The following is a 23,070-nucleotide window of genomic DNA, read 5'->3' as shown; positions in this document are numbered from 1 at the left end:
GCTGCAAATGTTGAAGATCACATGCGCTGATCGTGCAACTGCGATTGCGCAGGAATTTTCCCCTGAGACACTCCGTCGCGGCGACAAGCGGAATCGTCATAACTATATACGCGCCAGAGTTTCGGGCCGGCCCTCCTCCTCCTCCCGCCGGTCCAAAACGTGAAAAGACCGGGCTCCTCCCCCCGGTCTTTTCTTTTTTCAGGACTATCGTGCGGCAGATGAGAATTAGTCGCCTATGGCTCTTGAAAAAGACGCCGATTGCTCGTATTGACCCCAGCGCAGTCACACGAGACGCATGCGGTTGTAGCTCAGTTGGTTAGAGCGCAGGATTGTGGCTCCTGAGGTCGGTGGTTCGAATCCACCCAACCGTACCATTCCGCACCATTCTCCCTCATGTCCTTCCCGTAGTCGTGGCGACCTCCTGCTTCGCGGGCGCTTGCGCAGGCCGTTCTTGGCCTTTGCGGCGTGACCTGCTTTCCCGCAACATCAGCATGGCAGGCGTAACCACCAGCGTCAGCACGGTTGCCACTGCAAGGCCGCCGGCGATCGCGCTGGAAAGCTCCGTCCACCACTGTGTGCTGGGCGCGCCATGGACAATGCTCCGATTGATGAAGTCGATATTGAGCCCGATCACCATCGGCATGAGGCCAAGCGCGGTTGTGAGCGAGGTCAGGACAACGGGCCGCAGACGCTGCGCACCCGTGCGCAAGGCGGCCTCAAGGGGCGACATGCCGGTCTTCTTCAGATCATTGAAGGTATCGATGAGAACGATATTGTTGTTCACGACGATGCCGGCCAGCGCGATCACGCCGATACCGCCCATGACCACGCCGAAGGGACGACCGGTAACGAGAAGGCCAAGCAGCACCCCGGCAACGGAGAATATGATCGCCGACATTACCACGAGCGCCTGATAGAAGCTGTTGAACTGCGTCACCAGGATCGCGAACATCAGCCCGATCGCCGTGATGAATGCGCCGATCAGGAACACCATCGCGTCCTGCTGGTCCTCGGCTTCACCTGCGAAAGACCATGTGACACTGTCGGGAAGATCCATCTGCTGCAGGGCAGCACGCAGTTTCAGAACCTGATCGTTCACCAGTACGCCCGGTGCCACGTCCGACTCGATGGTGATCACGCGCTGCTGATCGATGCGCTTGATCGTGCCGGTGCGTGGTGCGGGTTCCGACTGGACGAAATTGCCGACCGGTATCAGGCCCACCTGCGTGGGAACGCGCAGATTGGACAGTTCTTCAAGGGTACGCTCGCCGGGCGGGAAGCGTACGCGGATATCCACCGCACCCTCGGCGTCATCGGGCCGATAGTCGGCGACGGTGATGCCTTGCGTCAGAAGTTGCACTGCCTGCCCAAGCAGGCTGACATCGGCGCCGAAACGCGCGGCTTCGGACCGGTCCACATTGAGCCGCCATTCAACGCCGGGCAGGGGACGGCTGTCGGTGATGTCGGTGAAACCACCGATCCGAGCCATGGCCTTACGCACCGCTTCAACCGCCTGCTCCTGAACATTGCGGTCACGCGAGCGCAGTTCAAGCTTGACCGGTTTGCCCGCCGTCGGCCCGCCCGACTGTGTCTGCACCTGAACGTCTATGCCCGGGATGGCTGTCATTTCCTCGCGGATCTGCTCGGAAATCTCTGCCGCCGTGCGACGCTCGTCCCAGTCGATGAGTTCAAGCTGGATCGTGCCGATCACTTCCTCGTCCGAACGGTTTGACGACATTGAACGTGCATAGACGCTGCGCACTTCGTCATATTTCATCAGCCGTTCCTCCACCTTGGCCACGAGCGCGTCCCGTTCATAGATGGAGAAATTGTCGCGTGCCCTGATCTGCACCTGCGCGAAATCCGGCTCGACTTCAGGAAAGAAGGTGAGACCGCGGCCAAGGCTGGAATAGGCACTGAAAGCACCCAACAGCATTGCGATCGCCAGAAGCAGTGTGGTGCCGGGCCGCAGGATGGCCCATTCCAGAACGCGCACGTAAAGCCCGGCTGCACCCTTCATGTGCCGCGGATCGCCGATCTCAGCGTGATGAAGCTGCGCCTTCTGTGCCGCCGATTGCGGCTGGCGTCTGCCGATGATGCCGCCCATGACCGGGATGAAGACGAGCGCCATTGCCAGCGACGCACCAAGCGTCAGGATGACCGTGATCGGCAGGAACTTCATGAATTCGCCCACAACACCCGACCAGAACAGAAGCGGGAAGAATACGCTGAGCGTCGTGGCTGTGGAGGCGATGATCGGCCATGCCATGCGCTTTGCCGCGAAGGCATAGGCTGCTTTCGGACCTTGCCCTTCCTGCAGCTTTCGGTCGGCAAGCTCGGTCGTCACGATGGCACCGTCCACCAGCATGCCGACAACCAGAATGAGCGAAAAAAGCACAACGATATTCATCGTGTAACCCATCGCCCATAAAGCCGCTACACCGCTCAGAAACGAGCCGGGAATGGCCAGCCCGACCAGAATGGAGGAGCGAAGCCCAAGCGCCCAGACAATGACGATCATTACCAGGACGATCGCGGCAATCACGTTGGATTCCAGATCGCCGAGCATGGTTTTCACCTGCTCGCTCTCATCCTGCATGTAGTCGATGCGCACCGTGTCGGGCCAGTTGGAGGCTTCTTCCTCGATGGCCGCACGAACCCGCGCAACGGTATCGATGATGTTGGCACCCGAGCGCTTCTTCACCTCAAGCGCGAGTGCGGGCTGTCCGTTGATGCGGGCAAAACTCGACGGGTCCTCGAAGCTGCGCCGCACAGTCGCGACATCCGCGAAGGTGACAACCGTGTCACCGCGCACCTTGACCGGAAGCTCCATCACGTCCTGCAGATCCTCGATCAGCCCCGGCACCTTGAGCACAAGCCGTCCGGCACCGGTCTCGATGGCACCCGCTGCAATCAGACGGTTGTTGCGGTTGATCTGGTTGATGAGCTCGTCAAAGGAGATGTTGTAGGTCTGGAATACGGTCGGATCGATAAGCACTTCCAGAAGCTCGGTGCGCGCACCACCCACATCCACTTCCAGAACGCCGTCCACGCCTTCGATGCGTTGTTCCAGATCATCGGCAAGCGCGTTGAGCGTGCGTTCGGGGACGGGCCCCGAAAGAATGGCAGTCAGGATCGGAAACAGCGCCGTGTTGACCTCGTTCACGCTCGGCTCGGTCGCGTCCTCCGGCAGTTCGGTGCGCGCACGGTCCACCGCCTCACGCACCTTGTCGAGCGCTTCCTCCGAATCGAAGCCCGGCTCGAATTCCAACGTGACGGAGGCGTAGCCTTCTCCCGCACTTCCCTGCATTTCCTTCAGTCCGGAAATCGAGGCAAGCTCCGTTTCAAGGGGCTCGACCAGCAGGCGTTCGCTGTCTTCCGGCGAAATGCCGGACAGTGTCGTCACCACATAGATGGTGGGAATGGGAACCTCGGGCGAACTTTCCTTCGGAATGGCTACATAGGCAAATGCGCCTGCCGCAAGGATGAGCAGGAGCGTCAGCGCCACCACCCGGGCACGCGAGAAGGCGGCGTCGATCAGCGCATTCATTCTGCCGGCTCCGCGCTCTGCGGTGTAGCAGCTTCAACTGCCTCGATATCCAGTTCCCCGGCAGTACGCGGTGCGACCTTTTCGCCCTGATTGACGAAGCCCTGACCGACCGTGATCAGACGGACGGTATCAGGCAGCCCGCGCACCCAGAGCCCGTCGACCTCCGCCCGCACGATCTCGACCTCGTGAAACTCGACAAGATCGTCTTCTGTCACCGTTTTCACCCCGAGCGTGCCATCGGTTCCAAGCGAGAGGATCGCCGGCGATATGAAATGCGCAACCACCTCGCCGGTCGGGATGCGGATCTCGGCACTTATTCCCGCTGCGATATTGCCGTCCGCATTGGGAACGGTGATCTCGGTGCGGAAGGTGCGGGTTTCTGCATTTGCGCTGCTGCCAACAAACACCACTTCGCCCTCGGCGGTTTCGCCGGTGATGAAGCTGACTTCGGCCTTCTGCCCCGGCTTGATGCTGCGCACGGCCTGCTGCGGCACCTGTATGGCAACTGTCAGCGGCGTGTTGTCCACGATGCGCGCAACATCGCTTCCCGCTGCGACATACTCGCCGATGTCGATCTGCAGTTCTTCCAGCCGACCGGCGAAGGGCGCGCGAATGACGGTGTTTTCGACGGCCTCTTCTGCACTTGCCACCTGAGCCTTTGCTGCTGCAAGAGCAGCCTGTGCCTGGCGCACGCGGTCGACTGTTGCCACACCCTTTTCCAGAAGCGTGTTGGCATTGTCATATTCCCGCTGCGCGCGGCTCAGTTCTTCGCGCGCCGTTTCGAGCTGCGCCTCACGCTCTGCCAGCACAAAACGTCCGATCACCGCTCCGGCTTCCAGGAATGCGCCTTTCTCGACCAGAACCTCTGCGATCTCGCCGCCTGTCTCCGCACGGATCGTGGTGTCGCGATCGGGAAGTGCCTGCCCCTCAGCCACAAATATCTGCGGCACAGGTTCCGCCACCGACTGCCGTGTGGCGACCGATACCGGTTTCGGTTCGGCGCGCGTTTCAGGCGGTGCTTCCGGTGCAGGAAAGACAAAGCCGCTCCCCATCCAGAGCACGAGGGCCGCAATCAGACCCAGCGCGATCCATCGCGAGCGTGACGAGCCGCGATCTGCATCGAATTCCAGGCGCTGCGTTTGGGTGTCTGTGACGGGATCAGCCATGATTGCTCCGGTGCGCGAATTTTCGACCTGTGGTTCTACCGGTCAATACGGCAGCATTTCGAAAACCGTTCCCGCCGGACGGCTGTGGGATGCTGCACTCTTTCATGAAGAGACTAAATGTCGGTGAAGACAATGCCTGCAATTGCGGCTTTCTCCAAGGCGGCTGGATTAAGTGGCAGGTAAGCGGCGTCAGACATCCGCTTCAGGGGCGGTTCGAAAGGGAACCGCTTCGCTCCGCATTGGTTGCGTTTCAAGTGATCGTACACAAGCGGAGAAAGCCATGAATCTGGAAAACATGATCTTCCAGGATTGGCAGGGTATTGTCAGGACAATGATCGTTGGCGTGCTGGCTTATGCTTCGCTGGTCATGTTCCTGCGCATTTCCGGAAAGCGTACGCTCGCAAAGCTCAATGCTTTCGACCTTGTGGTCACGGTTGCCCTCGGCTCCACCCTGTCAGCCGTTCTGCTTCAGGAAAGCATCGCCTTGGCGGAAGGTGCGGTCGCGCTCGCCCTTCTGATCCTGATGCAATATCTGGTGACCTTCCTCTCCGTGCGCTCGCAGGGCTTTGCACGCCTGATCCGTTCCGAACCTGCCCTGCTCGCGCACAAGGGTGAATATTGTGCAGCAACGATGAAGCGGCAGCGCATAACCCAGGAAGAGGTGGACAGCGCCATTCGTGCCGGCGGAGCGGCAAGCATCAAGGAGGTCGAGGGCGTCGTGCTGGAAAGCGACGGCACGCTCAGCATACTGACCTCTGCTGCTCCACGAAATCTGCCCGGGAAAGACGGATCCACGCGTGGAACAAGCCGAGATGCGCCTTCGGCTTGAGCAATCTAGAACAGGCTGCCCTGGCGCCCCGCAGGTGGTTTGGGCGCGGCTTTCTTCTGTGGCGCCGGCGCTGACCCTCCGGTTGCGACCGCGCCGGCACGTCCGTCAGCAAACTCGATGGCGATTTCCTGGCCCGGCTTCAATTGCGCAGCCCGCTTGACCGGTACGCCTTCCCCATCCCGCACCAGCGCGAAACCGCGCTCGAGCACGCTCTTGTAGGAAAGCGTGTCGGCAAGGCGCATGACCTGTTGTGAGCGGTTGCGTGCGAGCTCAAGGCGCTGCCCCATCGCGCGGTCCAGCCGCTCGGTCGCCCGCTCGAGCCGCTCGCCGGCATTCTGCAAGCGCAAAAGAGGCTGGCGCGGCGTCACCCGTGCCGCATCACGTTCAAGGCGGGTTCGCTTGGTATTCAGATCCTTGAGGAAGAGCGCGGGGAGGCGGTTCGAACAGTCTACATGCCGCCGCCTTGCATCGCTGATACGTTGATTGAGCGGTGCCAGCGAAAGGCGCACGGCGGATCTGCGTGTTCGCTTGGCACGCAGACTGTTCTGGAAGGCGCTTGCCAGACGATTTGCAAACTCGCCATTGCGCCTGCGCGCCTCCGTCAGCCTCCTGTCGAGCATCGAAAGCGACAGGCGCAGACTGTTATGGCGCAGGCGCTTTGCACGTGTGGAAGCGCTCAGGCCGCGTTCAAGACGACCAGCAGCCTCGTCGAAGCGGCGGCGTGACAGTGCAAAAAGCTGGTCGGGCGAGGGCAGGGCGCGTGCAAGCGCGCGGCTTGCCTGCTTTCGCCGGTCGAGATCGCGCGTGATTGCAGCTTTCAGGCGTGCGGAAAGTCGCGCGAGCCCTGCTTCGAGTTCGGCCTTCACCGGCACGGCCATTTCGGCAGCACCGGTGGGCGTGGGTGCGCGCCGGTCTGCAGCAAGATCGATCAGTGTCCAGTCGGTTTCGTGGCCTACCGCAGAGATAACGGGAATATCTGAAGCCGCGACCGCGCGTACGACCTCCTCGTCATTGAAACCCCAGAGGTCTTCGAGACTGCCGCCGCCGCGCGCAACGATGATGACATCAGGTCGCGGAAAACCAGACGCGATATCGGCCCGGTTGAACCCTTCAACCGCTGCGGAAACCTCTGCTCCTGTTGTCTCGCCCTGCACCCGCACCGGCCAGACCACCACATGGACAGGGAAACGATCCGCGATCCGGTGGATGATGTCGCGAATGACAGCGCCGGTGGGCGAGGTGACCACCCCGATCACCTTGGGCATGAACGGCAGGAGTTGCTTGCGCTCATCGGCAAACAGGCCTTCGGCCGCGAGCTTGCGCTTGCGTTCCTCCAGAAGCGCCATCAATGCACCGGCACCCGCAGGTTCGATGCTCTCGATCACGATCTGGTATTTCGATGAGCCTGGATAGGTCGTCAGCTTGCCCGTTGCGACGATCTCCAGCCCTTCCTGTGGCTTGAATTTCAGTTTGCCGAAGACGCCTTTCCAGACCACGGCCTCAAGGCGCGAGCGCTCGTCCTTGAGTGCGAAATAGCAGTGGCCGGAAGCATGCGGTCCCCGATAGCCCGAAACTTCGCCGCGCACACGCACATGACCGAATTGTTCTTCTACCGTGCGCTTGAGCGCGATGGAAACTTCGCTGACCGAATATTCGGCGACATTGCTGCGGGTATCCGAGGGGGTAAGGCTGCTCATGCGCTGATTTGGGCGATCCCGACCCTCGAGGTCAAGTGCGCAAATGTCACCAACCCGGCAGCAGATGCGCCGGGCGCAGCCGCTTACCGTTACGGTGCCTGTGACCAAGGCTTTCGAAATCGAAAGGCGTGCCGTCGCTTGCAAGTGCAGCCGGGGCGGAAATGTTGTCCAGGCACTCCACGACATGCCGCACCAGCGCCTCCACGATTTCCGTGTCGCCATTGTGTCCGCGCACCAGGCCGATGCAACAGTCCGGGAGAGGTTGAAAACCGTCACGTTCACCAAGCACGCGCATACCCGGCCGCAGCGCGCATTCCGGCAGGACGGCAACCGCCGTGCCGGAGAGAACGGCAGCGGTGATGACCGTAACGGAATAGCTCGTGAACAGGGTCCGGTATTCCCGCCCCATCGCATCCAGCGCTTCATAGGCGTGGCGGCGCCAGGTGCAGGTGGGCCTGCCCACTGCCATGGGGATCGGATCACGCTCATGCGTGGCATGATTGGCCGATGTGACCCACAACAGCGGCTCGCGCCGTACGATCTCGGCAGAGACATCATCAGTCAGCAGCGCCAGATCCACATTTCCCTGCCGCACATGCTGCATCAGATTGGAAGTGGGTTCGCAAAGGACGGAAAGCTCCACCCGCGGATTGGATCGCGCGAAACGCGCCATGATCTCCGGCAGAAACGGCTCGGCATAATCATCAGGCATGCCGATCCGCACGCTGCCTTCAAGTCCCTCTTCGTCAAAAGCCGCAAGCGTTTCGCGGTTCAGCCGCATCATGCGCCGCGCGTAGAGCAGAAGCCGTTCGCCGTCCTCGGTCAGGCGGTTTGTGCGACCACTTTTTTCGAAGAGCGTCTTTCCTACCCGCTCCTCAAGTCGGCGCATCTGCATGGAAACGGCCGATTGCGTGCGATGCACCTGCTCCGCGGCCCGCGTGAAACTGCCCGTGTCCGCAATCGCAAGAAAGGTCGAGAGTTGGTCAAGGTCGAGCGGCGCAGCCATGGATCGGTCCATCAAGAATGTTGATATGAAACATTAGAAACATTCGTTCGACTAATCAATTGGCCAATGACATCTTCAACACATCGAAGAGAAGGCCGAAGCGCGCATGAGGATGCGCCGGCGCTTTCGTGTTTTGGAGCGGAAAAATGAACACGTCAGGAGCAATACGCGTCAGACAGCCCGGGCCTTTGAGCCTCCAGCGCGTCGCAAAAGCGCTTGCTTCTGCATATCGCGCCTGGCTGGGCCGTCGCGCCATGGCAAGTCTCGATGAACTCGAAGACTGGCAGCTTGCCGATATCGGCCTGCAGCGCTGTGACATCGACAGGTTGCGCGGGTTCACCCCGCTGCGCGATCCGACGGTGGAACTTCACGAGCGGCGTGTTGTTGCCGCAAACATCACCCGTCGCCACGACTGATCAGCGCCGACCTTTTCCCGCAGGCATCACTCCCATCACACCGGTCTCCCCCCGGTTTGCCTGCTCTTGCCCGGCTCTTCCCCGAGCCGGGCTTTTTTGTGGGGGAGCCGACTTCACCGGCCGGAGCCGATCATGTTGCGCAGGGCACCAGCGCCAGCCTCCACAGCCCTGTCGGTCATGGCGCTCGGCAGCGGAATGACTTTGCGTGCGGCTTCCTTGGCGACCGTCTCCGCGGCATCAACAGCCATATCCGCGCCTTTTTCCTTCATGGCTTCCAGGGCTTCCCCCACAGCCGCTTCAGGATCATGTACCGCTTCCATCGCCTTTTTTGCGAGATCGGTGCCGTTTCCTGCTGCATCAAGACCTGGCCGTAGCGCTTCCTGAACGGCCTTGCTTGCTGCCTCTGTAGCATTCCCGTGAAAGCGGCCGGGCGAATAGTCGCCCGCCTCGTAAAGCTGCTTCATGGCGGAGTCGGAGACCAGCGGCTTCGGATTTGTAAGCCGGTCGGTGTATTTCTGCAGTTTCTGCGAGGTTTCGCCCAGCCCGGCACCGGTGATGCCATAGCCGGAGGTTTGCGTGGCCTCGGAAAGATTGCTCCAGCTACGCGTGAACGCTTCTTTCGCTTCCGTCCAGGTCACGGCAGCATTGTCGAGAATGTCGTCCAGCGGCACCATGGCCTCTGCGGTCTTGTTCTTCAAGGTGTCGTAGATCCGCGTTGCCGTCGCCCCGGCCTTCTCGGCGTAATCGCCTGCCAGAAGCTTGGCATCGCCGAGCAGTTCGGCCAGATCGGGTGCAATCTCATTGACCTTGGCAACCAGCCGGTCCTGCTTGCCCGAGGCGATGTTCTGCCCGGTGACTTCGGATTTCTCACAGCCGCTGATCAATAGAATGGCTGCAACGGAGGCCGTTAGAACGAAAATTTTACGCATGACGCAATCCTCTCAAATCACAAGCGATATGAGCGGGGCGGGTCATGCGGGCGAGGTGAGGAGCGGTAACAGGTGCAGCCACAAGCCTTGCTCGCGTAAGCCTGCCCGCCCGTCTACTTACTGTCTGCCCGAATATCGTGGGCTGACTACAATCTATGAGAGAGAAATTAGAATATAATGAGGAGCTTGGATTGCATTCTAATCAACAGATCAGACGCTGTGTAACTCACTCCTGCTCATCCGCATCGTCGGTGGTGGGACCCGGAATCGTGTAAGCGCCGTTCAGCCAGCGATTGAGATCCACATCCTTGCAGCGCTTTGAACAGAAGGGATATGTCTCACGCGCCGAAGGCTGCCCGCATTCGGGGCAAGCGCGGCGCGGACGCAGTGGCGTTACTTTTTGAGTATCAGCCATTGAGGTGCCTCATATTCGGAACCGGCAATTGATCTATCTGAGGGGGCGGAACAGACCGGCCAGCTCAGCTCTCCGGTAGCGCGTCTTCATCCGCCTGCTGCACCCAGCGCGGCGAAACGTCGAACCCTTCACCGCCCAGCAGGGCGGTCGTCTCGTAAAGCGGCAGTCCGACGACATTCGTATAGGAGCCGACCAGCTTCACGATGAAGCTTCCCGCAATGCCCTGTATCGCATATCCGCCTGCCTTGCCGCGCCATTCGCCACTTGCAAGATAATGCTCAAGCTCCTGCCGCGAGAGACGCTTGAAGCGCACACGGCTTTCCACCAGACGCTGGCGCAGCTTGCCTTCGGGCGTGAAGACGCTGATGCCGGTGAACACCCGATGAGAACGGCCCGACAAGAGCCGCAGGCAGTTCGATGCATCGTCCAGCGTTTCCGCCTTCGGCAGGATGCGCCGCCCGACCGAAACGACCGTGTCGGCTGCCAGCAGGAACGAATCCGCTGCCTCGCCGTCCTTGCGCAGCCGCTCCATGGCTTTCTCGGCCTTGGCACGCGACAGCCTTTTGGCAAGCGAGCGTGGATGCTCGGCCTTGATCGGTGTCTCGTCGATATTGGCAGGCAACAGCCGGTCGGGTTCGATACCGGCCTGCTGAAGCAGTTCCACGCGCCGCGGCGAAGCCGAAGCAAGAACAAGTTTCTTCTTGGCACTCATTGCAGCGGCACTCGAGCCGGAACTACTTGAAACGATAGGTGATGCGACCCTTGGTGAGGTCGTATGGCGTCATTTCCACAAGCACCTTGTCACCGGTCAGTACGCGAATGCGGTTCTTGCGCATGCGCCCGGCAGTATGTGCAATGATCTCGTGCTCGTTTTCCAGCTTCACGCGAAACATGGCGTTCGGCAGCAATTCGGTGACAACACCGGGAAATTCGAGAATGTCTTCTTTCGGCATCCGATACCTTCTTTGATGGATGAGTTGCGGTCACGAGACAGGAGAAACTGGCTGTTTGACCAGCCGATCAGCCCCGTGACCCCGCAAAGTCGCGCGGAACCTACTCCATCTCCCCCCATTTGTGAACACGCTTGTTAGGAAGCCGGCGGCAGAGCCGTTCCGAAGCGTCGTGATATACGTTCGGCAAGGCTTTCGCGCACATCCCGATAGGCCGCAAGTATCTGTTCACGCCGGCCATCCACCACCGAGGGATCAAGGGTCGGCCAATACTCCACCTCCACCGAATGGGAGCGCGTCAATTCAAGCGCCTGATGATGGGCTTCCGGTGCCAGGGTGACGATGAGGTCGAAATAATCGTCTTCAAGTTCGTCCATCGAGTGCGGCTGGTGGCTGCCAAGCGTCAGGCCCACTTCGTCCAGTACCGCATCCACGAAGGGATCACGCGCGCCGGGCCGCACTCCGGCAGAGGCGATATAGACACTTGGCGGAAGCAGCTTGCGCGCGATCACTTCCGCCATGGGCGAGCGGATACTGTTCATGCTGCACAGAAACAGGATGGAGCCGGGCAGGCGTGGCGGCGATGAGGGTGCCGGTTCTCGCGCGGTAGTCCCCCCGGAATCCTTCTTGTCGCCCGCGTCCTCCTCCACGGTCATCGCTGCTAGCCTCGCCAGTGTAGAACGCAGACAAGCGTGAAGAGACGGCGGGCGGTGTCGAAATCCACCTCGATCTTTCCGTCGAGGCGGTCTTTCAGAAGCTGGGAGCCTTCATTGTGCAATCCCCGTCGTCCCATATCGATGGCCTCGATCTGTCGCGGCGTCGCGGAGCGGATTGCTTCGTAATAGCTCTCGCAGATCATGAAATAGTCCTTCACGATCTTCTTGAATGGCGTCAGCGAGAGAATATGAGTGACGACATCCTCACCGCTTTCGCGGCTGATGGCGAAGACCAGCCGCGCATCCACGAGAGAAATCCGCAGCTTGTATGGTCCGGATCCCTCATCGCCCACCGGCTGGAACGAGTTCTCCTCCACCAGGTCGAAAATCGCGACCGCGCGTTCGTGCTCGATGTCAGGGGCAGCGCGTCCGACCGTCTCATCTAGTTCGACATCGACCAGACGCGCGGTATCGGATGCATTCTCGCCCATGATGCGTCCTTCTACAGATTGAGGCGGATCGACACCGAACGGGCATGGCCGTCCAGCCCTTCGGATTCGGCGATGGCGATAGCAGCCGGTCCAAGCTCGCGCAGCTGATCAGGCCCAAGCTTCAGGATCGACATGCGCTTGACGAAGTCATGAACCGAAAGCCCGGATGAGAAACGCGCCGAGCGCGCGGTGGGCAGCACGTGGTTGGAGCCGCCCACATAGTCGCCGATGACCTCCGGCGTGTGCCGACCAAGGAAGACCGCGCCCGCATGCTGGATGCGCTGAAGCAGCGCTTCACCTGCATCGTCATCAAGCGCCAGTTCCAGATGCTCTGGCGCAATGCGATCAATGAGCGGAAGCGCTTCTTCGATCGTGTTCACGAGGATCGTGGCACCAAAATCCTTCCAGCTTGGCCGTGCGATCTCTTCACGAGACAGTTGGCTGAGCTGGCGGTCCACCGCCTCTTCCACGCTTGCCCCGAAGTCTTCGTCATCGGTGATGAGGATCGACTGCGCGGCCTGGTCATGCTCGGCCTGCGCCAGAAGATCGGCAGCAATCCAGTCCGGATTGTTGTTCGCATCAGCCACGACGAGAACTTCCGACGGCCCCGCAATCATGTCGATGCCGACCTTGCCGAAAACCTGTCGCTTTGCGGCAGCCACATAGGCGTTGCCCGGGCCCACGATCTTGTCCACCGGCGCGATCGTATCCGTGCCATAGGCAAGTGCGGCCACGGCCTGCGCCCCGCCAATGCGGTAGATTTCATCCACGCCTGCAATGTCGGCTGCAACCAGCACCAGCGGATTGAGCGCGCCATCGGGCGTGGGAACAACCATCGCAATGCGCTCGACACCCGCAACGCGCGCAGGCACCGCATTCATCAGTACGGAAGAAGGATAGCTTGCCATGCCGCCCGGCACGTAAAGCCCGACTGCGGAAATTGCGGTCCAACGCCAGCCGAGCTCGGCCCCGATCTTGTCGCTATAGCGCTTGTCTTCGGGTACCTGGCGGCGGTGATGCGCCTCGATGCGCTCGCGCGCAAGCCTCAAGGCCTCGACGGTTGCGGGATCCGCCTTTTCATAAGCCTGCGCGATCTCTTCCGAGGTGACCCGCAACTCCGACGAATCAAGGTCGAAACGATCGAACTTGCGCGTCAGCTCGATAACTGCCTCGTCGCCGCGGCGGCGCACATCGGCGATGATCTCGCGCACCGTGTCATCCACCTCCTGCGAGACCTCGCGCTTGGTGGTCAAAAACGCAGCGAAACGCTCTTCGAAACCCGCGTCTGATGTCTTCAGTTTGATCGGCATTGGCTCACGCTCCGTGGTTCGGGCGCGATTGGGTGGACCATGCCGCTGCACTGTCGGCAAGCCGTGCCTCGACACATTCCACATCAAGCTGGATGGCCGCATCGCCGGAGAAGATCAGCTCTATTGTGCCGGCTGGCGCTTCGTCTTCGGCAAAGCCGATCGTCAGTAGCGACAGAACGTCCTCGGATTTCGCCTGCGAGATGCCAAAGGCACGCACGGCCAGAACCCGGTCGAAATGCAGGAAGGAGAGGCGTCTTTCATGCGGTGTGCGGCGGAAGAGACCGGGCTTTTCCTTTTCCCAGACAAAGCGGTTCATCTGCAGCGCGAACCGTTTTTCCTTTTTCAGGAAGCGGATATCGCTGACCTTCAGGACCGCATCCTGCACATGGGCTGAAATCACCGAAAGATCCTCTTCATCAAGCGCGATCAGTTTCAATGATTCCATGACCCTCAACTTTCATGTTCGGCAGGTTCCGGGCAGTGTTCCGCCCGGAAGATAAGGCAAAATTTCGGTCGGTCTAGCCGCTGATGCGCTCGATCTCGGCGCCACAGCCTGAAAGCTTCTCTTCCAGGCGTTCAAATCCTCGGTCAAGGTGATAGACGCGATTGACCTCGGTTTCTCCCTCGGCAACGAGGCCGGCAATCACCAGAGAGACCGAAGCGCGAAGATCCGTTGCCATAACGGGTGCACCCTTCAGTCGCTCGACACCTTCGACAATGGCCGTCTGGCCCGAAAGCGAGATGCGCGCACCAAGACGCGCCAGCTCCTGCACATGCATGAAGCGGTTCTCGAAGATCGTCTCGGTAATGCGCGACTGGCCCTTGGCCTTGGTCATGAGCGCCATGAACTGGGCCTGAAGATCGGTCGGGAAACCGGGGAAGGGGTCCGTCTCCACATCAACGGCCTGAATGCCCGCACCATTGCGACGCACGCGAATGCCGGTATTGGTGCGGGTGATCTCCGTGCCCGTGCGCTCCAGCGTCTCAAGCGCGGATTCCAGCAGATCCGGACGTGCACCTTCCAGAAGAACGTCACCACCCGTCATGGCAACAGCCATGGCATAGGTGCCCGTCTCGATGCGGTCGGGAATGATGCGGTGACGCGCGCCCGAAAGCGAGGTCACACCTTCAATCGTGATGGTGGATGTACCGGCACCCGAAATCTTGGCACCCATGGCATTCAGGCATTCGGCCAGGTTCACCACTTCCGGTTCGCGTGCCGCGTTCTCAAGAATGGTGTCGCCCTTGGCAAGAGCTGCGGCCATCATCAGCACATGGGTGGCGCCGACCGACACCTTCGGGAACTCGTAACGCGCGCCGATCAGCCCCTTCGGCGCGGTGGCATGCGCATAGCCGCCCTCGATCTCGATATTCGCGCCGAGCGCCCTCAGCCCTTCGATGAAGAGATCAACCGGACGCGTGCCGATGGCGCAACCGCCCGGCAGCGAAACCTTCGCTTCACCCATACGCGCCAGAAGCGGCCCGATCACCCAGAAGCTCGCACGCATCTTGGAGACGAGTTCATAAGGGGCGGTCGTGTCGACAATGCTGCGCGCGGTGAAGTGGATCGTGCGCGAATAGCCCTTGTCCTGGTTCTCGCGGCGGCCATTGACCATATAGTCCGTACCGTGATTGCCGAGAATGCGGATAAGCTGCTCGACATCGGCCAGATGCGGCACATTCTCAAGCGTCAGCGTGTCGTCGGTCAAAAGCGATGCGATCATCAGCGGCAGTGCCGCGTTCTTCGCGCCGGACACCGGAATGGTGCCATTAAGGGTGTTGCCCCCCCTTATGCGAATGCGATCCATTGAGTTCTCTTTCCCGGGTCTATCATGTCCCGGCTTCTGGGGTTCTGGTGTGGCAGACCGGTCTAGAGCAAGCGCGGCCCGCGTTCAAGAAAATGCGTCACTTCTCCCCATCAGCCCTTTTCATTAGCTGTTGGAGATGGTTTCGCGCGTGCAGCGCTGATTCCCTCGTCCCGGTCATCGGCTGCACCAGCACGCCGGGAACGCGCCTGTGCCTTGCGCCGTGCGAGATTGGCACGCAACTCCTCCGCCAACCGCCTCTTGCGCGGGTCCTGCGCACCCTGATCCGGATTGTCTTTTCCACTCATGATGGTCCTCAATTCTCCCTTGTGCAGGATCATCCTTTCGAAGCTTTAAAAAGAAGATTTCCCAACTTCGCAATTCATTGCAATGAACCGCTTGCGCTTCGCCAAGCGATATGGCAGAACCCCGCCGACTTCGAGGCGCTGCCGTAGCTCAGGGGTAGAGCACTCCCTTGGTAAGGGAGAGGTCGAGAGTTCAAATCTCTCCGGCAGCACCATCATTTCTCAAGTCATTTCAGCATCTTAGCATGTTCCGGCCATTATAGCCAACTGGCATGCAGTGGAGAACATTGGTAGTACACAGCGGTTTTATCCGTGGAAAATCCGTGGACTCTCACCCTGCCTTGTTCCTCTTTCGTTTCGGTGTCGGCAGAAGATTCGCTTTCATGCTTTCCTCCGAAACCACGACATGCTCATAACGCGCCGCTGATTTCAGATCCTTCCAGCGTCCCGTGCCAACCAATCCCCGTGTATCCAGACCGGCATAGCGCCGCATCCACGTCGCCCATGTGTGCGAGAATGTGTGGAAGGTGACGAATGCCACGTCCTCACCCGCCTTCGCCTTCACGCGCTTGAGCAGGTTGTAGAGATGGCCGTTCTTCCTGAACCGGAAAACCGTCTGCTTCCCGCGTTCCATGCCTCGTGGCAGGTTCGCCAATGCCGTGACCACTATCGGCGGAAGGTGAACCGCTCTCGGCTCGTCATTCTTGGTTTCCTCGAAGAAGGCGAAGGATTCAGCCAGTGCCAGCCGGTCGCATGTCAGCTTGAGCGCATCGCTCAATCGGCAACCAGTGTAGCAAAGGAAGATCAGGAACGCGGCAAATTCCTCGTCTATCTTCTCCGCTGCCGCGAATATACGTTCGGCCTGCTCTGGCTGTAGCCAGTCAAGGCGCTGCTTGCCCTGCGCACCTTTCGGTCGCCTCAGACGCATCTCAACGCCTGCATGGCGAAGGATGGCAGAGACAGGCGTGTAAACCTGTCGGTTGCGCGTGGCAGCACTTGCGTTCGGGTACAGCAAGGCCGCTGCGCTGTCTATCGTCTGCTGGTCGAGGTCTTTCAGGAGCGTTTCACCAAGCACGGCGATAAGCCCCTTCCATTGCCTGCGTTCCTCGTCATACTCGCCAATGAAGCGACGTTCGCCTCCTGCGCTCATGTATGAGATTGCCGCGCTCAAGAAGGTAGGTTCCTGCTTTAGCTGTCTGCGGGATTGAAGTTCACCACGTTCGATTGCCTCTCGCTTGGCCTTGATGATCTGCCGCGCGACGGCTTTGTTAGAAGTGCCTGTGCTTTCGTCCACATAGCACCCGAGGTAGGTGCCCCTGATGTAGTAGTTCGGCGTTTTCCCTGGCTTTGGGTCAATGAGTTTAAGCGGCATTGTTCTTCCATTCTCAAGCCCTGCCGGATTGCTGCGATATCGTCTGGCGTGAACAGCTTCCGGCGTCCGTTCGGGTAGTAGTAGGGATGGCGCTTGATGATATCTTGAAAGGCGCGGCGGGACACGCCTAATGCCTCTGCCGCCTCTTCCATTGTTAGGGGTTTCGGGATTGCGCTCATTCGGCCTTCCCCTCTGTTGCCCGTTCGTTCAATACGATACGAAGCTGTTCGGCTTTTCCGTTATTCCCTGTGGCTTGGCATATTTTGATCGCATTCAGCAGATGTAGATAAGACATATCTCGCATGTCGATCACGTAACCTCCTGACTGTCGCCATTTGAAATTGCCGCTCCTGGACTGAAAACCTCGCTTACGGGGTTTGCCGGTGGTCGGAATGTCAAACATGCGAAAGTCATTCCAATCTGATGTGCCGCCCATCACTCGCTCCCTCCCTTTAATGAACGGATGGCGGTGGCGATTGCCAAGGACGCATCAAGCTGCCCTGTCTCATGGTAATCTCTCTGCTCGTCATCCCAGCCCTTAGCGGCCACAAGTGGGTTCGTGCTGTACTGGTCAGCCACCTGCGCAGCCTTCTCCAATGTCTCCGCGTCCAGTTCTCCGGGCGCTAGGATGCGGTAGCCGTGAGGCAATGGATCATCCGGCACAACGTCTTGATGAATGGCTTGCATGCGCCAAGGTTCAACGCTTGCTTCGCGCTCCGCTTCCTCCTTGGTATAGCGGCCAGCCTCAGACTTTTTAGTGGTGTAACCTAACGAGTTGGGTCGGTAGTAATAACCGCCTTTTCTGATTAGATATTCAGCCTTCATCCTTCCCCTCCCTGAGCGGCTTCGAGGGCGTATTCGAGCAGAGTGCGTGCCTGAGCCTTGGTGATCGAAAGGCCGTCGAGTTCACCTTCTATGGCGGCAACCAACCGCTCCACCGCTTCCTCTGTCACCTTGGGGGCAGGGGAGGTGTATAGCGGATATTCGCCCAAGGGGAGTTTCTTGATAAGCTCGTCCCACCCTCGAATAGACCCTGACCGCCTTCCATTGCACATGGCGCTTTCAAACACAGAAAGCACCGCTACAGGCTCTGTTACCTTGGGGGTAGGAGAACCACACACCACGGCTTCAATAACGTCATATGCAGCGCGGGCCTGCTCTGCTGTCTCGTAAGAAACGGTTATCGTGTCTTCGTTGAGAATGAGCAGCGCATCGCATTCTGTCACCTTGGGGGCAGGCTCTAGGGCGGAGAGGATGCGCTTTTCGTAATCAGCCTGCGCTAGAGCTTTGGCTTCCTCTAGTGTTGGGCGGACCTCCTTTAGAGTTGGGACTACGTACCCTCTATTTTGATGCATAACCCAATAGCAGAAGTCTGCGAATCTCGCTGTCGGGCGTCCGATATGACGCCAACCTCCTTCTACTTCCCACTCAAGCGGCTTCACCTTCACGTTCATCGTCCCACTACCTCGCCTGTTCTCGTATCGACCACTTCGCCGGAAATCTTCTTCTTCAAATGCGGAGGGCCAAAGCTGGATTTGCGTTTCATTGCTCCGGTGTGCTTGTCGCGCATCCGGTCTGACTTGCGGATCATGCGAACGTCGCGGGTGGTCTTCTCGCGATGACAGTTTTTGCAGAGCCATTGTCCATTCGCGGGCGTAGCCTCGCCTCCAAGCTCGGAGGGAAGGATATGGTCAACCTCGCCTTCACCTGCTTTAAGCTTGGCGCTGCATCGCTCACAGCATCCGCCTGCACGCTCGATGATCTGGCGCTTGACCTTGCGGGAGAACTCCAGGCGCTTACCCACTACTCGCTCCCTTCTCATTGGCTTCGAGGGCGGCGCTCATAGCGGCGATCCGTTCGCCCTTCTCCGTTAGCCACTTCTCTGCTGCTTCGGCTCGCTTGGCGTTCTCGTTTGCGGCATTGCGCATGAATTCAATTTCATCTTCCGCTGCATCGATTAGCATCTCAGCCTTTTTCAATTTCGTGTGCAGGCGTTCGATCTCGCATGCGGCTTCTTTGCACACCGGCTTGTCCTGTGCTCGAAGCCGTTCAATCAGGTCTTCGATCATAGATACACCTCACTCAGATTCCCGGCCCGCACCTGTTCGGCTTGTGTGGTAAGCAGTTCAAGGCGGCGCTTGCCGAACTCAATGTCGCGCCTGATCTGTTCAAGTCGACTCTCAATCAATTTGAGCATGGTCTCGGCATCACGATCCGCGCCTTTGCGTAAGTAGATCGGTCCGGACGAATTGTTTGGGTGCCGCATGTCGATAATGTCTTCGGGGCGGTAATAGTGAATGTTCCACTCCCTGATTTCGACAAGATCATCCTTGTTCCCGAGCAAGGTCAGGGAAACGGAAGCGGGGTCCAGAACCTTATTGTCGGACCCATGCCAATAGGTGTCCATCAGCTTGCCGTTGGTCACGACAGCCAACTGCGAACAGCAGTGATAGGACTGGTAGGGGCCGCACTGCGCATCGCGTTCTGCATCTGCCCAGCGCCAGAAATAAATGTTCCCTTCCTTCAGGTCTTCGCTCATGTTGTCCTTGCGCTTCATCTCTCGCACTTCCGCCTGTAGCTGCTGTGTCTTGCGCTCCCGTGCTTCTGCATATGGATCTGATGGTGCGCGGCGAATGTAGCCTGTGACGCTGAGTGTCTTTGTCATGCTGCTATCCCTCGTGTCCAATTCTCGTACTCGGTTACGAGATTGCGGAACTCACGGGCTGCATCCTCGTCATGGTCCAGATGGATGCGGCTTTCCACACCGCACCGCTGGCGAAGTCGGATGGCGGCTTGTTCAGGATTGTTCGCACCTATGAAGCGTTGGAACGCGCCTTCCCCGCATAGAATGCCTGCCTTCTGAGCGTTCTTGCCGCCCTTGAAGTTCTCATTCTTCCCGTCTTCGAGAAGAGCGACTGCAACCCATAAGTCACGGTCAGGCATGGGCGCACCTAACAGGTTCAATACTTCGCCCTGCTGCTCCAACGGTACTTCCAGAACGACTTGCAAAACCTTCCTGCCTTTCACCGGCTTCCAGTCTGCGTAGCGTGCTCGTATTGCCCTCGGTGCGCCCTGCATTGTCTTTACCCCGCCATGAGATAGTCGGTTACGTTGTCGTCTTCGATTGGTGGCGGATTGCTCTCGTCATAGCCCGCACTCGAAGGCTGTGATTTCTCCGCGTACCCGTTGACATTGCCGTCAAGGATGCGAGACCACTCAGGCGACTGCGCAATGAAGTCTTTCATCTTGTCGCTGAGCTTGTTGTATTCTGCCTGCTCAAAGAACTTGGGTTCTAGAGCGACATAAACAGTCTCGTTCTCCTGTTCGGGGAGAGTGATCCCCTTCATGGGCGCGCCGATGCTGTCGATTGCAGCGAAGACATCACCCTCATGGTTTTCGCGATGGACAACCGTAATGGTGCAGGTCTTGCCAAGGACGTTGCGGATATCAAAGCCGCCCGGCCCAAGGTCGGATTCCTGAAATTTCTTGCCGCGCCATGCTTCCAAATGTTTGCGCAGCGTGGACTTCTCGTGCATTGACCACGTATAGCGCTTGGAGATAGTGAAGGGGCGACCATCATCCATGCGTTCGCCGGGTATCTCAAACGAGAGCATCACGAGGCGCTTTAAGCCCTTGCTCTCGCCCTGATACTTCTGCTCGTGACTTCCAAGGTCCACGAAGCGGAAGCAACGTGCGGTATGCGTTCCCTGCGGGCAGGGGTCAAATTTCGGTGCTTCGTCTTTCGGTACGTACATCTTTTCAGTTCCTTTTTGATGTCCTGTTCACTTCACCCTGATCGACAGGGTGTCATCACCAAGAGCCAGTTCAGCGCCTGGGATTTGTTCGCCAGACATGAGCGCTTGTTTCAGCGCGGTCTTGTCGGCCTTCCGCTCAAGCTTGTAGAAGCCCTGCGGGAGTTGTTCGGTGTCGGTCACTTCCACCTTTGGAAGCGGCTTGCGAATGGATAAGGTCGCCTCTGGCAACGTAAGCTTGTCGAGGTTTGCGGACTCCATGACGCTCTGGATAAGAGCCTTCATGGCGTCGGCTTTCTTCTCGAAACGAGCGCGACGCACCTTCAAGTCTTCTTCACGGCTCTTGATAGCCTCAGCCATGGAAGCGGCTTCCTGCCGTGCGTTCAGCGCCTTGCCGACCACGCGGTTCAGATCCGTTTCGCCTTCCAGCATGTCGGCGCGAAGGTCTTCATCGCCTGCCAGTTCTGGATAGTCGCTAATGATGCGGGTAATCTCGTGCTTGAGATATGCCGCATCCACGTATAGGGCGCTCATGCTGCGGCCCTCCTGCTGTAGTGCTTGAAGTTCTTCCAGTAGCGGATAGCGCGGCGCATCCATTCGCGGTGCGCGTTAGGCTTTCCCCAGCGGAGGAGGACACGGGCAAAGCGGCGGCATTCCAGGGCGGCCTGCTTTGCGTCCTCTGCCATGAAGCGTTCGATCTTACTCATGGCCGACCTCGCTGTCTGAAATCTCCTGTAAATGGCGACCGTCAGAACAGCCGCATTCACCAGCCCCGACACACTCGCCAATTGAGAAGCCATACGGCCTATCGTTGCAGGGGCGCGGACAATTTGCCTCAGCGAGATAGCCCTTAGCCTTCTCCAGCTTCGCTATTAGACCAGCTTCACGGGCTTCTGAGGCGGCAAGAGCGCGTAGGAAAGGAGCCGCTACGTTGATTGTGATCGCCTCGCGCGTTACCTCGTCGTCAATGAGGCTGGCGTTCTGAGATGCTGTTGCTGCATTATCGATCAGACGCGGTATACCCCTTGCTCGTGCATTTATGTTGCTCATGGCTCACCTCGCTGCGATAGGAACGGTGGACTCAATCGCGCCTGTCACAACGACAAGGGCAATGAGGAAGGACACCAAGAGGGCGGTGGGGATTCTCTGGCTTGCGAGACAGTCAAGCATTGGACTTCTCCATTTCCTTGCGTAGCTCTTGAGCTAGCTGTGTCTGTCCTGCGACGGTTGCCGCGATGATGTGACGAACGAGGCGGTCTAGGGCTTGGGAGGTCATGGCTTCTCCCCGCTCGGAGCATCGTCTTGTCGCGCCAATTGCTCGATCCGATCCGCCGCCGTCCAAAGGGTGTAGTTGAGAGTGTCGAATGGGAACGGCTGCCGCTGTCCGTCTTTCGCGTAAGACCTCAGAGCCTCGATAAGACGACGATCTTCTTTGCTGAGGGGTTCACTCATGACGCGACCCTCCACCGGCCATCAGGGTTGTTACCCCCGCCTATCCAGTAGATGCCTTCTTCTGCGAGAACCCGTGCCAGAAGCGCGTCATCTTCTTCCGCCTGCTTCTGAATGGCTTGACCAACTTGCGCCATGAGCGGGTCAGCTTCCCCGCCTAGCATCGAGATGTAATTGGACGGCTCGCGATAACCGGACACGTCTACAAGAACATCATCGACAGACAGGCATGGTTCGCCATTGTCCCAATCAAGTGAAAGTTCCAGGTCGCACGCATAGTCAGGGAGCCATACGCTTCCGGCTGCTGTGCGCAGGTCTGCTTCGTAGGTGACGCGCATCACTCGCCCTCCGGAAACATGGAGAGGAATGCGGCAACGTGCCGGTTTCCTTGGTAGAACTTGTACGAGATACCGCACTTACCGAATAATTCCTCTAGCGCAGTTTCCACCTCTCCCCGCGTCGGTCCCTTCATGCGCGCAAGAATTTGGGTGCGGACTTCTCGGCTTTCATGAAGCGAACAGGCGGTCCGGTACTTCACCAGCAACGCCTCATCGCTCAACCGCTTCTGTGCTGGTGGGGCGACGGGGTGGGAGAGGGACGACATGGTGGTTGCTCCGACCGACGCATAATTGCCGCCATCCGCCAGCACCACGCGGGTGACGGCACGACCGCAGTCATCGACATACCCCACAGGGTTCACACCCTCCGCGATCCACTCGCTTATCGGCTTGAACTGGCTCATGACTGTTCTCCTGTGGCTTTGGAGAGAGATTCGAGCCTGTACTGCCGTTCCATCTCTTCCATTTCGTGCTGGTAGCGAGATTCTGCCTCTTGCTCCTGCTGCTGCGCTTCGCTCTGGTGCTGCATGCAGGGCCAGCACAAACCCCAATCAGGGTCTCCCTCGGGCCAGATTTTTGCCCCGCAGCTTGAGCAGCACGCTTCAGTCCATCCTGGTTCTAGCCACCACATGCT

General features: G+C 59.1%; 29 protein-coding genes and 2 tRNA genes. 4 read left to right on the top strand and 27 right to left on the bottom strand.

Going from position 1 to position 23,070, the window contains the following annotated elements; all coding sequences use genetic code 11:
- The first annotated feature begins 297 nt into the window (after window positions 1–297).
- Window positions 298–374: transfer RNA gene (locus EL18_RS10460), tRNA-His, on the top strand.
- A gap of 17 nt (window positions 375–391) precedes the next feature.
- Here EL18_RS10460 and EL18_RS10455 read toward each other — a convergent pair.
- Together EL18_RS10455 and EL18_RS10450 are read right to left on the bottom strand one after the other, a co-directional pair.
- Window positions 392–3,550: an efflux RND transporter permease subunit gene (locus tag EL18_RS10455; RefSeq protein ID WP_036482647.1), complete on the bottom strand. Its 3,159-nt coding sequence runs from the start codon at window positions 3,548–3,550 to the stop codon at window positions 392–394.
- Window positions 3,547–4,716, bottom strand: coding sequence for an efflux RND transporter periplasmic adaptor subunit (locus tag EL18_RS10450; protein WP_036482645.1), 1,170 nt, complete (start codon window positions 4,714–4,716; stop codon window positions 3,547–3,549). Before EL18_RS10450 ends, EL18_RS10455 begins: the two co-directional genes overlap by 4 nt.
- A 280-nt stretch (window positions 4,717–4,996) precedes the next feature.
- Between EL18_RS10450 and EL18_RS10445 the strand changes: the two genes are divergently transcribed.
- Complete coding sequence (locus tag EL18_RS10445; protein WP_244444551.1) at window positions 4,997–5,545, top strand: DUF421 domain-containing protein; 549 nt, start codon at window positions 4,997–4,999, stop codon at window positions 5,543–5,545.
- Window positions 5,546–5,550: 5 nt separating this feature from the next.
- Here the strand turns inward: EL18_RS10445 and xseA are convergent, their stop codons facing one another.
- The gene (gene xseA / locus EL18_RS10440) at window positions 5,551–7,242 is read right to left on the bottom strand and encodes an exodeoxyribonuclease VII large subunit (protein WP_036482642.1); all 1,692 of its coding nucleotides are present in this window, start codon (window positions 7,240–7,242) and stop codon (window positions 5,551–5,553) included.
- 46 nt (window positions 7,243–7,288) lie between these two features.
- On the bottom strand, window positions 7,289–8,248 hold the full coding sequence (locus EL18_RS10435; RefSeq protein ID WP_036484550.1) for a LysR substrate-binding domain-containing protein: 960 nt from the start codon (window positions 8,246–8,248) through the stop codon (window positions 7,289–7,291).
- A 146-nt stretch (window positions 8,249–8,394) separates the two neighbouring features.
- Here EL18_RS10435 and EL18_RS10430 point away from each other — a divergent pair, with 146 nt between their 5' ends.
- Window positions 8,395–8,664 (top strand): YjiS-like domain-containing protein, encoded by a 270-nt coding sequence (locus EL18_RS10430; protein WP_081871152.1) that lies wholly within the window; start codon window positions 8,395–8,397, stop codon window positions 8,662–8,664.
- Between the two features lie 113 nt (window positions 8,665–8,777).
- Here the strand turns inward: EL18_RS10430 and EL18_RS10425 are convergent, their stop codons facing one another.
- From EL18_RS10425 to EL18_RS10380, 10 genes are all read right to left on the bottom strand, one after another.
- Window positions 8,778–9,593 (bottom strand): hypothetical protein, encoded by an 816-nt coding sequence (locus EL18_RS10425; RefSeq protein ID WP_036482637.1) that lies wholly within the window; start codon window positions 9,591–9,593, stop codon window positions 8,778–8,780.
- Window positions 9,594–9,819: 226 nt separating this feature from the next.
- The gene (gene yacG, locus EL18_RS10420; RefSeq protein ID WP_036482634.1) at window positions 9,820–10,008 is read right to left on the bottom strand and encodes a DNA gyrase inhibitor YacG; all 189 of its coding nucleotides are present in this window, start codon (window positions 10,006–10,008) and stop codon (window positions 9,820–9,822) included.
- A gap of 64 nt (window positions 10,009–10,072) precedes the next feature.
- Complete coding sequence (locus EL18_RS10415; protein ID WP_036482632.1) at window positions 10,073–10,720, bottom strand: Maf-like protein; 648 nt, start codon at window positions 10,718–10,720, stop codon at window positions 10,073–10,075.
- Between the two features lie 22 nt (window positions 10,721–10,742).
- Window positions 10,743–10,961, bottom strand: a complete 219-nt coding sequence (gene infA, locus EL18_RS10410) for a translation initiation factor IF-1 (RefSeq protein ID WP_036482630.1) — start codon at window positions 10,959–10,961, stop codon at window positions 10,743–10,745.
- 134 nt (window positions 10,962–11,095) lie between these two features.
- Window positions 11,096–11,614, bottom strand: a complete 519-nt coding sequence (locus tag EL18_RS10405; protein ID WP_081871151.1) for an arsenate-mycothiol transferase ArsC — start codon at window positions 11,612–11,614, stop codon at window positions 11,096–11,098.
- A 5-nt stretch (window positions 11,615–11,619) separates the two neighbouring features.
- Complete coding sequence (locus EL18_RS10400) at window positions 11,620–12,105, bottom strand: UPF0262 family protein (RefSeq protein WP_036482627.1); 486 nt, start codon at window positions 12,103–12,105, stop codon at window positions 11,620–11,622.
- 11 nt (window positions 12,106–12,116) lie between these two features.
- Window positions 12,117–13,415 (bottom strand): histidinol dehydrogenase, encoded by a 1,299-nt coding sequence (gene hisD / locus EL18_RS10395; protein WP_036482624.1) that lies wholly within the window; start codon window positions 13,413–13,415, stop codon window positions 12,117–12,119.
- Between the two features lie 4 nt (window positions 13,416–13,419).
- Window positions 13,420–13,860 carry a DUF2948 family protein gene (locus EL18_RS10390; protein ID WP_036482621.1) on the bottom strand — a complete coding sequence of 147 codons (441 nt, stop codon included), beginning with the start codon at window positions 13,858–13,860 and terminating at the stop codon, window positions 13,420–13,422.
- A gap of 73 nt (window positions 13,861–13,933) precedes the next feature.
- Window positions 13,934–15,223: a UDP-N-acetylglucosamine 1-carboxyvinyltransferase gene (murA, locus tag EL18_RS10385; RefSeq protein ID WP_036482619.1), complete on the bottom strand. Its 1,290-nt coding sequence runs from the start codon at window positions 15,221–15,223 to the stop codon at window positions 13,934–13,936.
- Window positions 15,224–15,333: 110 nt separating this feature from the next.
- Window positions 15,334–15,528 carry a hypothetical protein gene (locus EL18_RS10380; protein WP_036482617.1) on the bottom strand — a complete coding sequence of 65 codons (195 nt, stop codon included), beginning with the start codon at window positions 15,526–15,528 and terminating at the stop codon, window positions 15,334–15,336.
- A gap of 137 nt (window positions 15,529–15,665) precedes the next feature.
- Here EL18_RS10380 and EL18_RS10375 point away from each other — a divergent pair.
- Window positions 15,666–15,740: transfer RNA gene (locus EL18_RS10375), tRNA-Thr, on the top strand.
- Window positions 15,741–15,856: 116 nt separating this feature from the next.
- On the opposite strand, the gene EL18_RS10370 is transcribed toward EL18_RS10375, so the two are convergent.
- The 13 genes from EL18_RS10370 to EL18_RS10305 form a co-directional block, all read right to left on the bottom strand.
- On the bottom strand, window positions 15,857–16,696 hold the full coding sequence (locus EL18_RS10370; protein ID WP_244444550.1) for a site-specific integrase: 840 nt from the start codon (window positions 16,694–16,696) through the stop codon (window positions 15,857–15,859).
- A gap of 376 nt (window positions 16,697–17,072) precedes the next feature.
- Entirely contained in the window at window positions 17,073–17,333 is a 261-nt protein-coding gene (locus tag EL18_RS10365) for a hypothetical protein (RefSeq protein WP_036482614.1), read from the bottom strand.
- Window positions 17,333–17,722: a hypothetical protein gene (locus tag EL18_RS10360; protein WP_036482613.1), complete on the bottom strand. Its 390-nt coding sequence runs from the start codon at window positions 17,720–17,722 to the stop codon at window positions 17,333–17,335. Before EL18_RS10360 ends, EL18_RS10365 begins: the two co-directional genes overlap by 1 nt.
- Window positions 17,719–18,351: a hypothetical protein gene (locus EL18_RS10355; RefSeq protein WP_036482610.1), complete on the bottom strand. Its 633-nt coding sequence runs from the start codon at window positions 18,349–18,351 to the stop codon at window positions 17,719–17,721. The genes EL18_RS10360 and EL18_RS10355 overlap by 4 nt, the downstream gene beginning before the upstream one ends.
- Window positions 18,348–18,701 (bottom strand): HNH endonuclease, encoded by a 354-nt coding sequence (locus EL18_RS10350; protein ID WP_051914018.1) that lies wholly within the window; start codon window positions 18,699–18,701, stop codon window positions 18,348–18,350. Before EL18_RS10350 ends, EL18_RS10355 begins: the two co-directional genes overlap by 4 nt.
- Window positions 18,694–18,966 carry a hypothetical protein gene (locus EL18_RS10345; RefSeq protein WP_036482608.1) on the bottom strand — a complete coding sequence of 91 codons (273 nt, stop codon included), beginning with the start codon at window positions 18,964–18,966 and terminating at the stop codon, window positions 18,694–18,696. The genes EL18_RS10350 and EL18_RS10345 overlap by 8 nt, the downstream gene beginning before the upstream one ends.
- Window positions 18,963–19,562: a hypothetical protein gene (locus EL18_RS10340; protein WP_036482605.1), complete on the bottom strand. Its 600-nt coding sequence runs from the start codon at window positions 19,560–19,562 to the stop codon at window positions 18,963–18,965. The genes EL18_RS10345 and EL18_RS10340 overlap by 4 nt, the downstream gene beginning before the upstream one ends.
- The gene (locus tag EL18_RS17590; RefSeq protein ID WP_200875515.1) at window positions 19,559–19,840 is read right to left on the bottom strand and encodes a hypothetical protein; all 282 of its coding nucleotides are present in this window, start codon (window positions 19,838–19,840) and stop codon (window positions 19,559–19,561) included. Before EL18_RS17590 ends, EL18_RS10340 begins: the two co-directional genes overlap by 4 nt.
- A gap of 140 nt (window positions 19,841–19,980) precedes the next feature.
- Window positions 19,981–20,652 (bottom strand): phage replication initiation protein, NGO0469 family, encoded by a 672-nt coding sequence (locus EL18_RS10330; RefSeq protein WP_036482602.1) that lies wholly within the window; start codon window positions 20,650–20,652, stop codon window positions 19,981–19,983.
- A 27-nt stretch (window positions 20,653–20,679) separates the two neighbouring features.
- Window positions 20,680–21,183 (bottom strand): siphovirus Gp157 family protein, encoded by a 504-nt coding sequence (locus tag EL18_RS10325; RefSeq protein WP_036482599.1) that lies wholly within the window; start codon window positions 21,181–21,183, stop codon window positions 20,680–20,682.
- Window positions 21,180–21,356, bottom strand: a complete 177-nt coding sequence (locus EL18_RS17975; protein WP_161781992.1) for a hypothetical protein — start codon at window positions 21,354–21,356, stop codon at window positions 21,180–21,182. Before EL18_RS17975 ends, EL18_RS10325 begins: the two co-directional genes overlap by 4 nt.
- A gap of 741 nt (window positions 21,357–22,097) precedes the next feature.
- On the bottom strand, window positions 22,098–22,436 hold the full coding sequence (locus tag EL18_RS10310) for a hypothetical protein (RefSeq protein ID WP_036482590.1): 339 nt from the start codon (window positions 22,434–22,436) through the stop codon (window positions 22,098–22,100).
- On the bottom strand, window positions 22,436–22,840 hold the full coding sequence (locus EL18_RS10305; RefSeq protein WP_036482587.1) for a hypothetical protein: 405 nt from the start codon (window positions 22,838–22,840) through the stop codon (window positions 22,436–22,438). Before EL18_RS10305 ends, EL18_RS10310 begins: the two co-directional genes overlap by 1 nt.
- Window positions 22,841–23,070: the final 230 nt, after the last annotated feature.

Source organism: Nitratireductor basaltis, assembly GCF_000733725.1.
Lineage (GTDB): Bacteria > Pseudomonadota > Alphaproteobacteria > Rhizobiales > Rhizobiaceae > Chelativorans > Chelativorans basaltis.
The sequence above is the reverse complement of the archived record's forward strand: the minus strand, read 5'-3'. Positions and strand labels throughout refer to the sequence as shown.

What these genes read in the sequence shown, in the direction of transcription:
- EL18_RS10455 (WP_036482647.1), bottom strand. Translation starts at nt 3,550, where the DNA reads ATGAATGCGCTGATCGACGCCGCCTTCTCGCGTGCCCGGGTGGTGGCG.
- EL18_RS10450 (WP_036482645.1), bottom strand. Translation starts at nt 4,716, where the DNA reads ATGGCTGATCCCGTCACAGACACCCAAACGCAGCGCCTGGAATTCGAT.
- EL18_RS10445 (WP_244444551.1), top strand. Translation starts at nt 4,997, where the DNA reads ATGAATCTGGAAAACATGATCTTCCAGGATTGGCAGGGTATTGTCAGG.
- xseA (WP_036482642.1), bottom strand. Translation starts at nt 7,242, where the DNA reads ATGAGCAGCCTTACCCCCTCGGATACCCGCAGCAATGTCGCCGAATAT.
- EL18_RS10435 (WP_036484550.1), bottom strand. Translation starts at nt 8,248, where the DNA reads ATGGCTGCGCCGCTCGACCTTGACCAACTCTCGACCTTTCTTGCGATT.
- EL18_RS10430 (WP_081871152.1), top strand. Translation starts at nt 8,395, where the DNA reads ATGAACACGTCAGGAGCAATACGCGTCAGACAGCCCGGGCCTTTGAGC.
- EL18_RS10425 (WP_036482637.1), bottom strand. Translation starts at nt 9,593, where the DNA reads ATGCGTAAAATTTTCGTTCTAACGGCCTCCGTTGCAGCCATTCTATTG.
- yacG (WP_036482634.1), bottom strand. Translation starts at nt 10,008, where the DNA reads ATGGCTGATACTCAAAAAGTAACGCCACTGCGTCCGCGCCGCGCTTGC.
- EL18_RS10415 (WP_036482632.1), bottom strand. Translation starts at nt 10,720, where the DNA reads ATGAGTGCCAAGAAGAAACTTGTTCTTGCTTCGGCTTCGCCGCGGCGC.
- infA (WP_036482630.1), bottom strand. Translation starts at nt 10,961, where the DNA reads ATGCCGAAAGAAGACATTCTCGAATTTCCCGGTGTTGTCACCGAATTG.
- EL18_RS10405 (WP_081871151.1), bottom strand. Translation starts at nt 11,614, where the DNA reads ATGACCGTGGAGGAGGACGCGGGCGACAAGAAGGATTCCGGGGGGACT.
- EL18_RS10400 (WP_036482627.1), bottom strand. Translation starts at nt 12,105, where the DNA reads ATGGGCGAGAATGCATCCGATACCGCGCGTCTGGTCGATGTCGAACTA.
- hisD (WP_036482624.1), bottom strand. Translation starts at nt 13,415, where the DNA reads ATGCCGATCAAACTGAAGACATCAGACGCGGGTTTCGAAGAGCGTTTC.
- EL18_RS10390 (WP_036482621.1), bottom strand. Translation starts at nt 13,860, where the DNA reads ATGGAATCATTGAAACTGATCGCGCTTGATGAAGAGGATCTTTCGGTG.
- murA (WP_036482619.1), bottom strand. Translation starts at nt 15,223, where the DNA reads ATGGATCGCATTCGCATAAGGGGGGGCAACACCCTTAATGGCACCATT.
- EL18_RS10380 (WP_036482617.1), bottom strand. Translation starts at nt 15,528, where the DNA reads ATGAGTGGAAAAGACAATCCGGATCAGGGTGCGCAGGACCCGCGCAAG.
- EL18_RS10365 (WP_036482614.1), bottom strand. Translation starts at nt 17,333, where the DNA reads ATGGGCGGCACATCAGATTGGAATGACTTTCGCATGTTTGACATTCCG.
- EL18_RS10360 (WP_036482613.1), bottom strand. Translation starts at nt 17,722, where the DNA reads ATGAAGGCTGAATATCTAATCAGAAAAGGCGGTTATTACTACCGACCC.
- EL18_RS10355 (WP_036482610.1), bottom strand. Translation starts at nt 18,351, where the DNA reads ATGAACGTGAAGGTGAAGCCGCTTGAGTGGGAAGTAGAAGGAGGTTGG.
- EL18_RS10345 (WP_036482608.1), bottom strand. Translation starts at nt 18,966, where the DNA reads ATGATCGAAGACCTGATTGAACGGCTTCGAGCACAGGACAAGCCGGTG.
- EL18_RS10340 (WP_036482605.1), bottom strand. Translation starts at nt 19,562, where the DNA reads ATGACAAAGACACTCAGCGTCACAGGCTACATTCGCCGCGCACCATCA.
- EL18_RS17590 (WP_200875515.1), bottom strand. Translation starts at nt 19,840, where the DNA reads ATGCCTGACCGTGACTTATGGGTTGCAGTCGCTCTTCTCGAAGACGGG.
- EL18_RS10330 (WP_036482602.1), bottom strand. Translation starts at nt 20,652, where the DNA reads ATGTACGTACCGAAAGACGAAGCACCGAAATTTGACCCCTGCCCGCAG.
- EL18_RS10325 (WP_036482599.1), bottom strand. Translation starts at nt 21,183, where the DNA reads ATGAGCGCCCTATACGTGGATGCGGCATATCTCAAGCACGAGATTACC.
- EL18_RS17975 (WP_161781992.1), bottom strand. Translation starts at nt 21,356, where the DNA reads ATGAGTAAGATCGAACGCTTCATGGCAGAGGACGCAAAGCAGGCCGCC.
- EL18_RS10310 (WP_036482590.1), bottom strand. Translation starts at nt 22,436, where the DNA reads ATGCGCGTCACCTACGAAGCAGACCTGCGCACAGCAGCCGGAAGCGTA.
- EL18_RS10305 (WP_036482587.1), bottom strand. Translation starts at nt 22,840, where the DNA reads ATGAGCCAGTTCAAGCCGATAAGCGAGTGGATCGCGGAGGGTGTGAAC.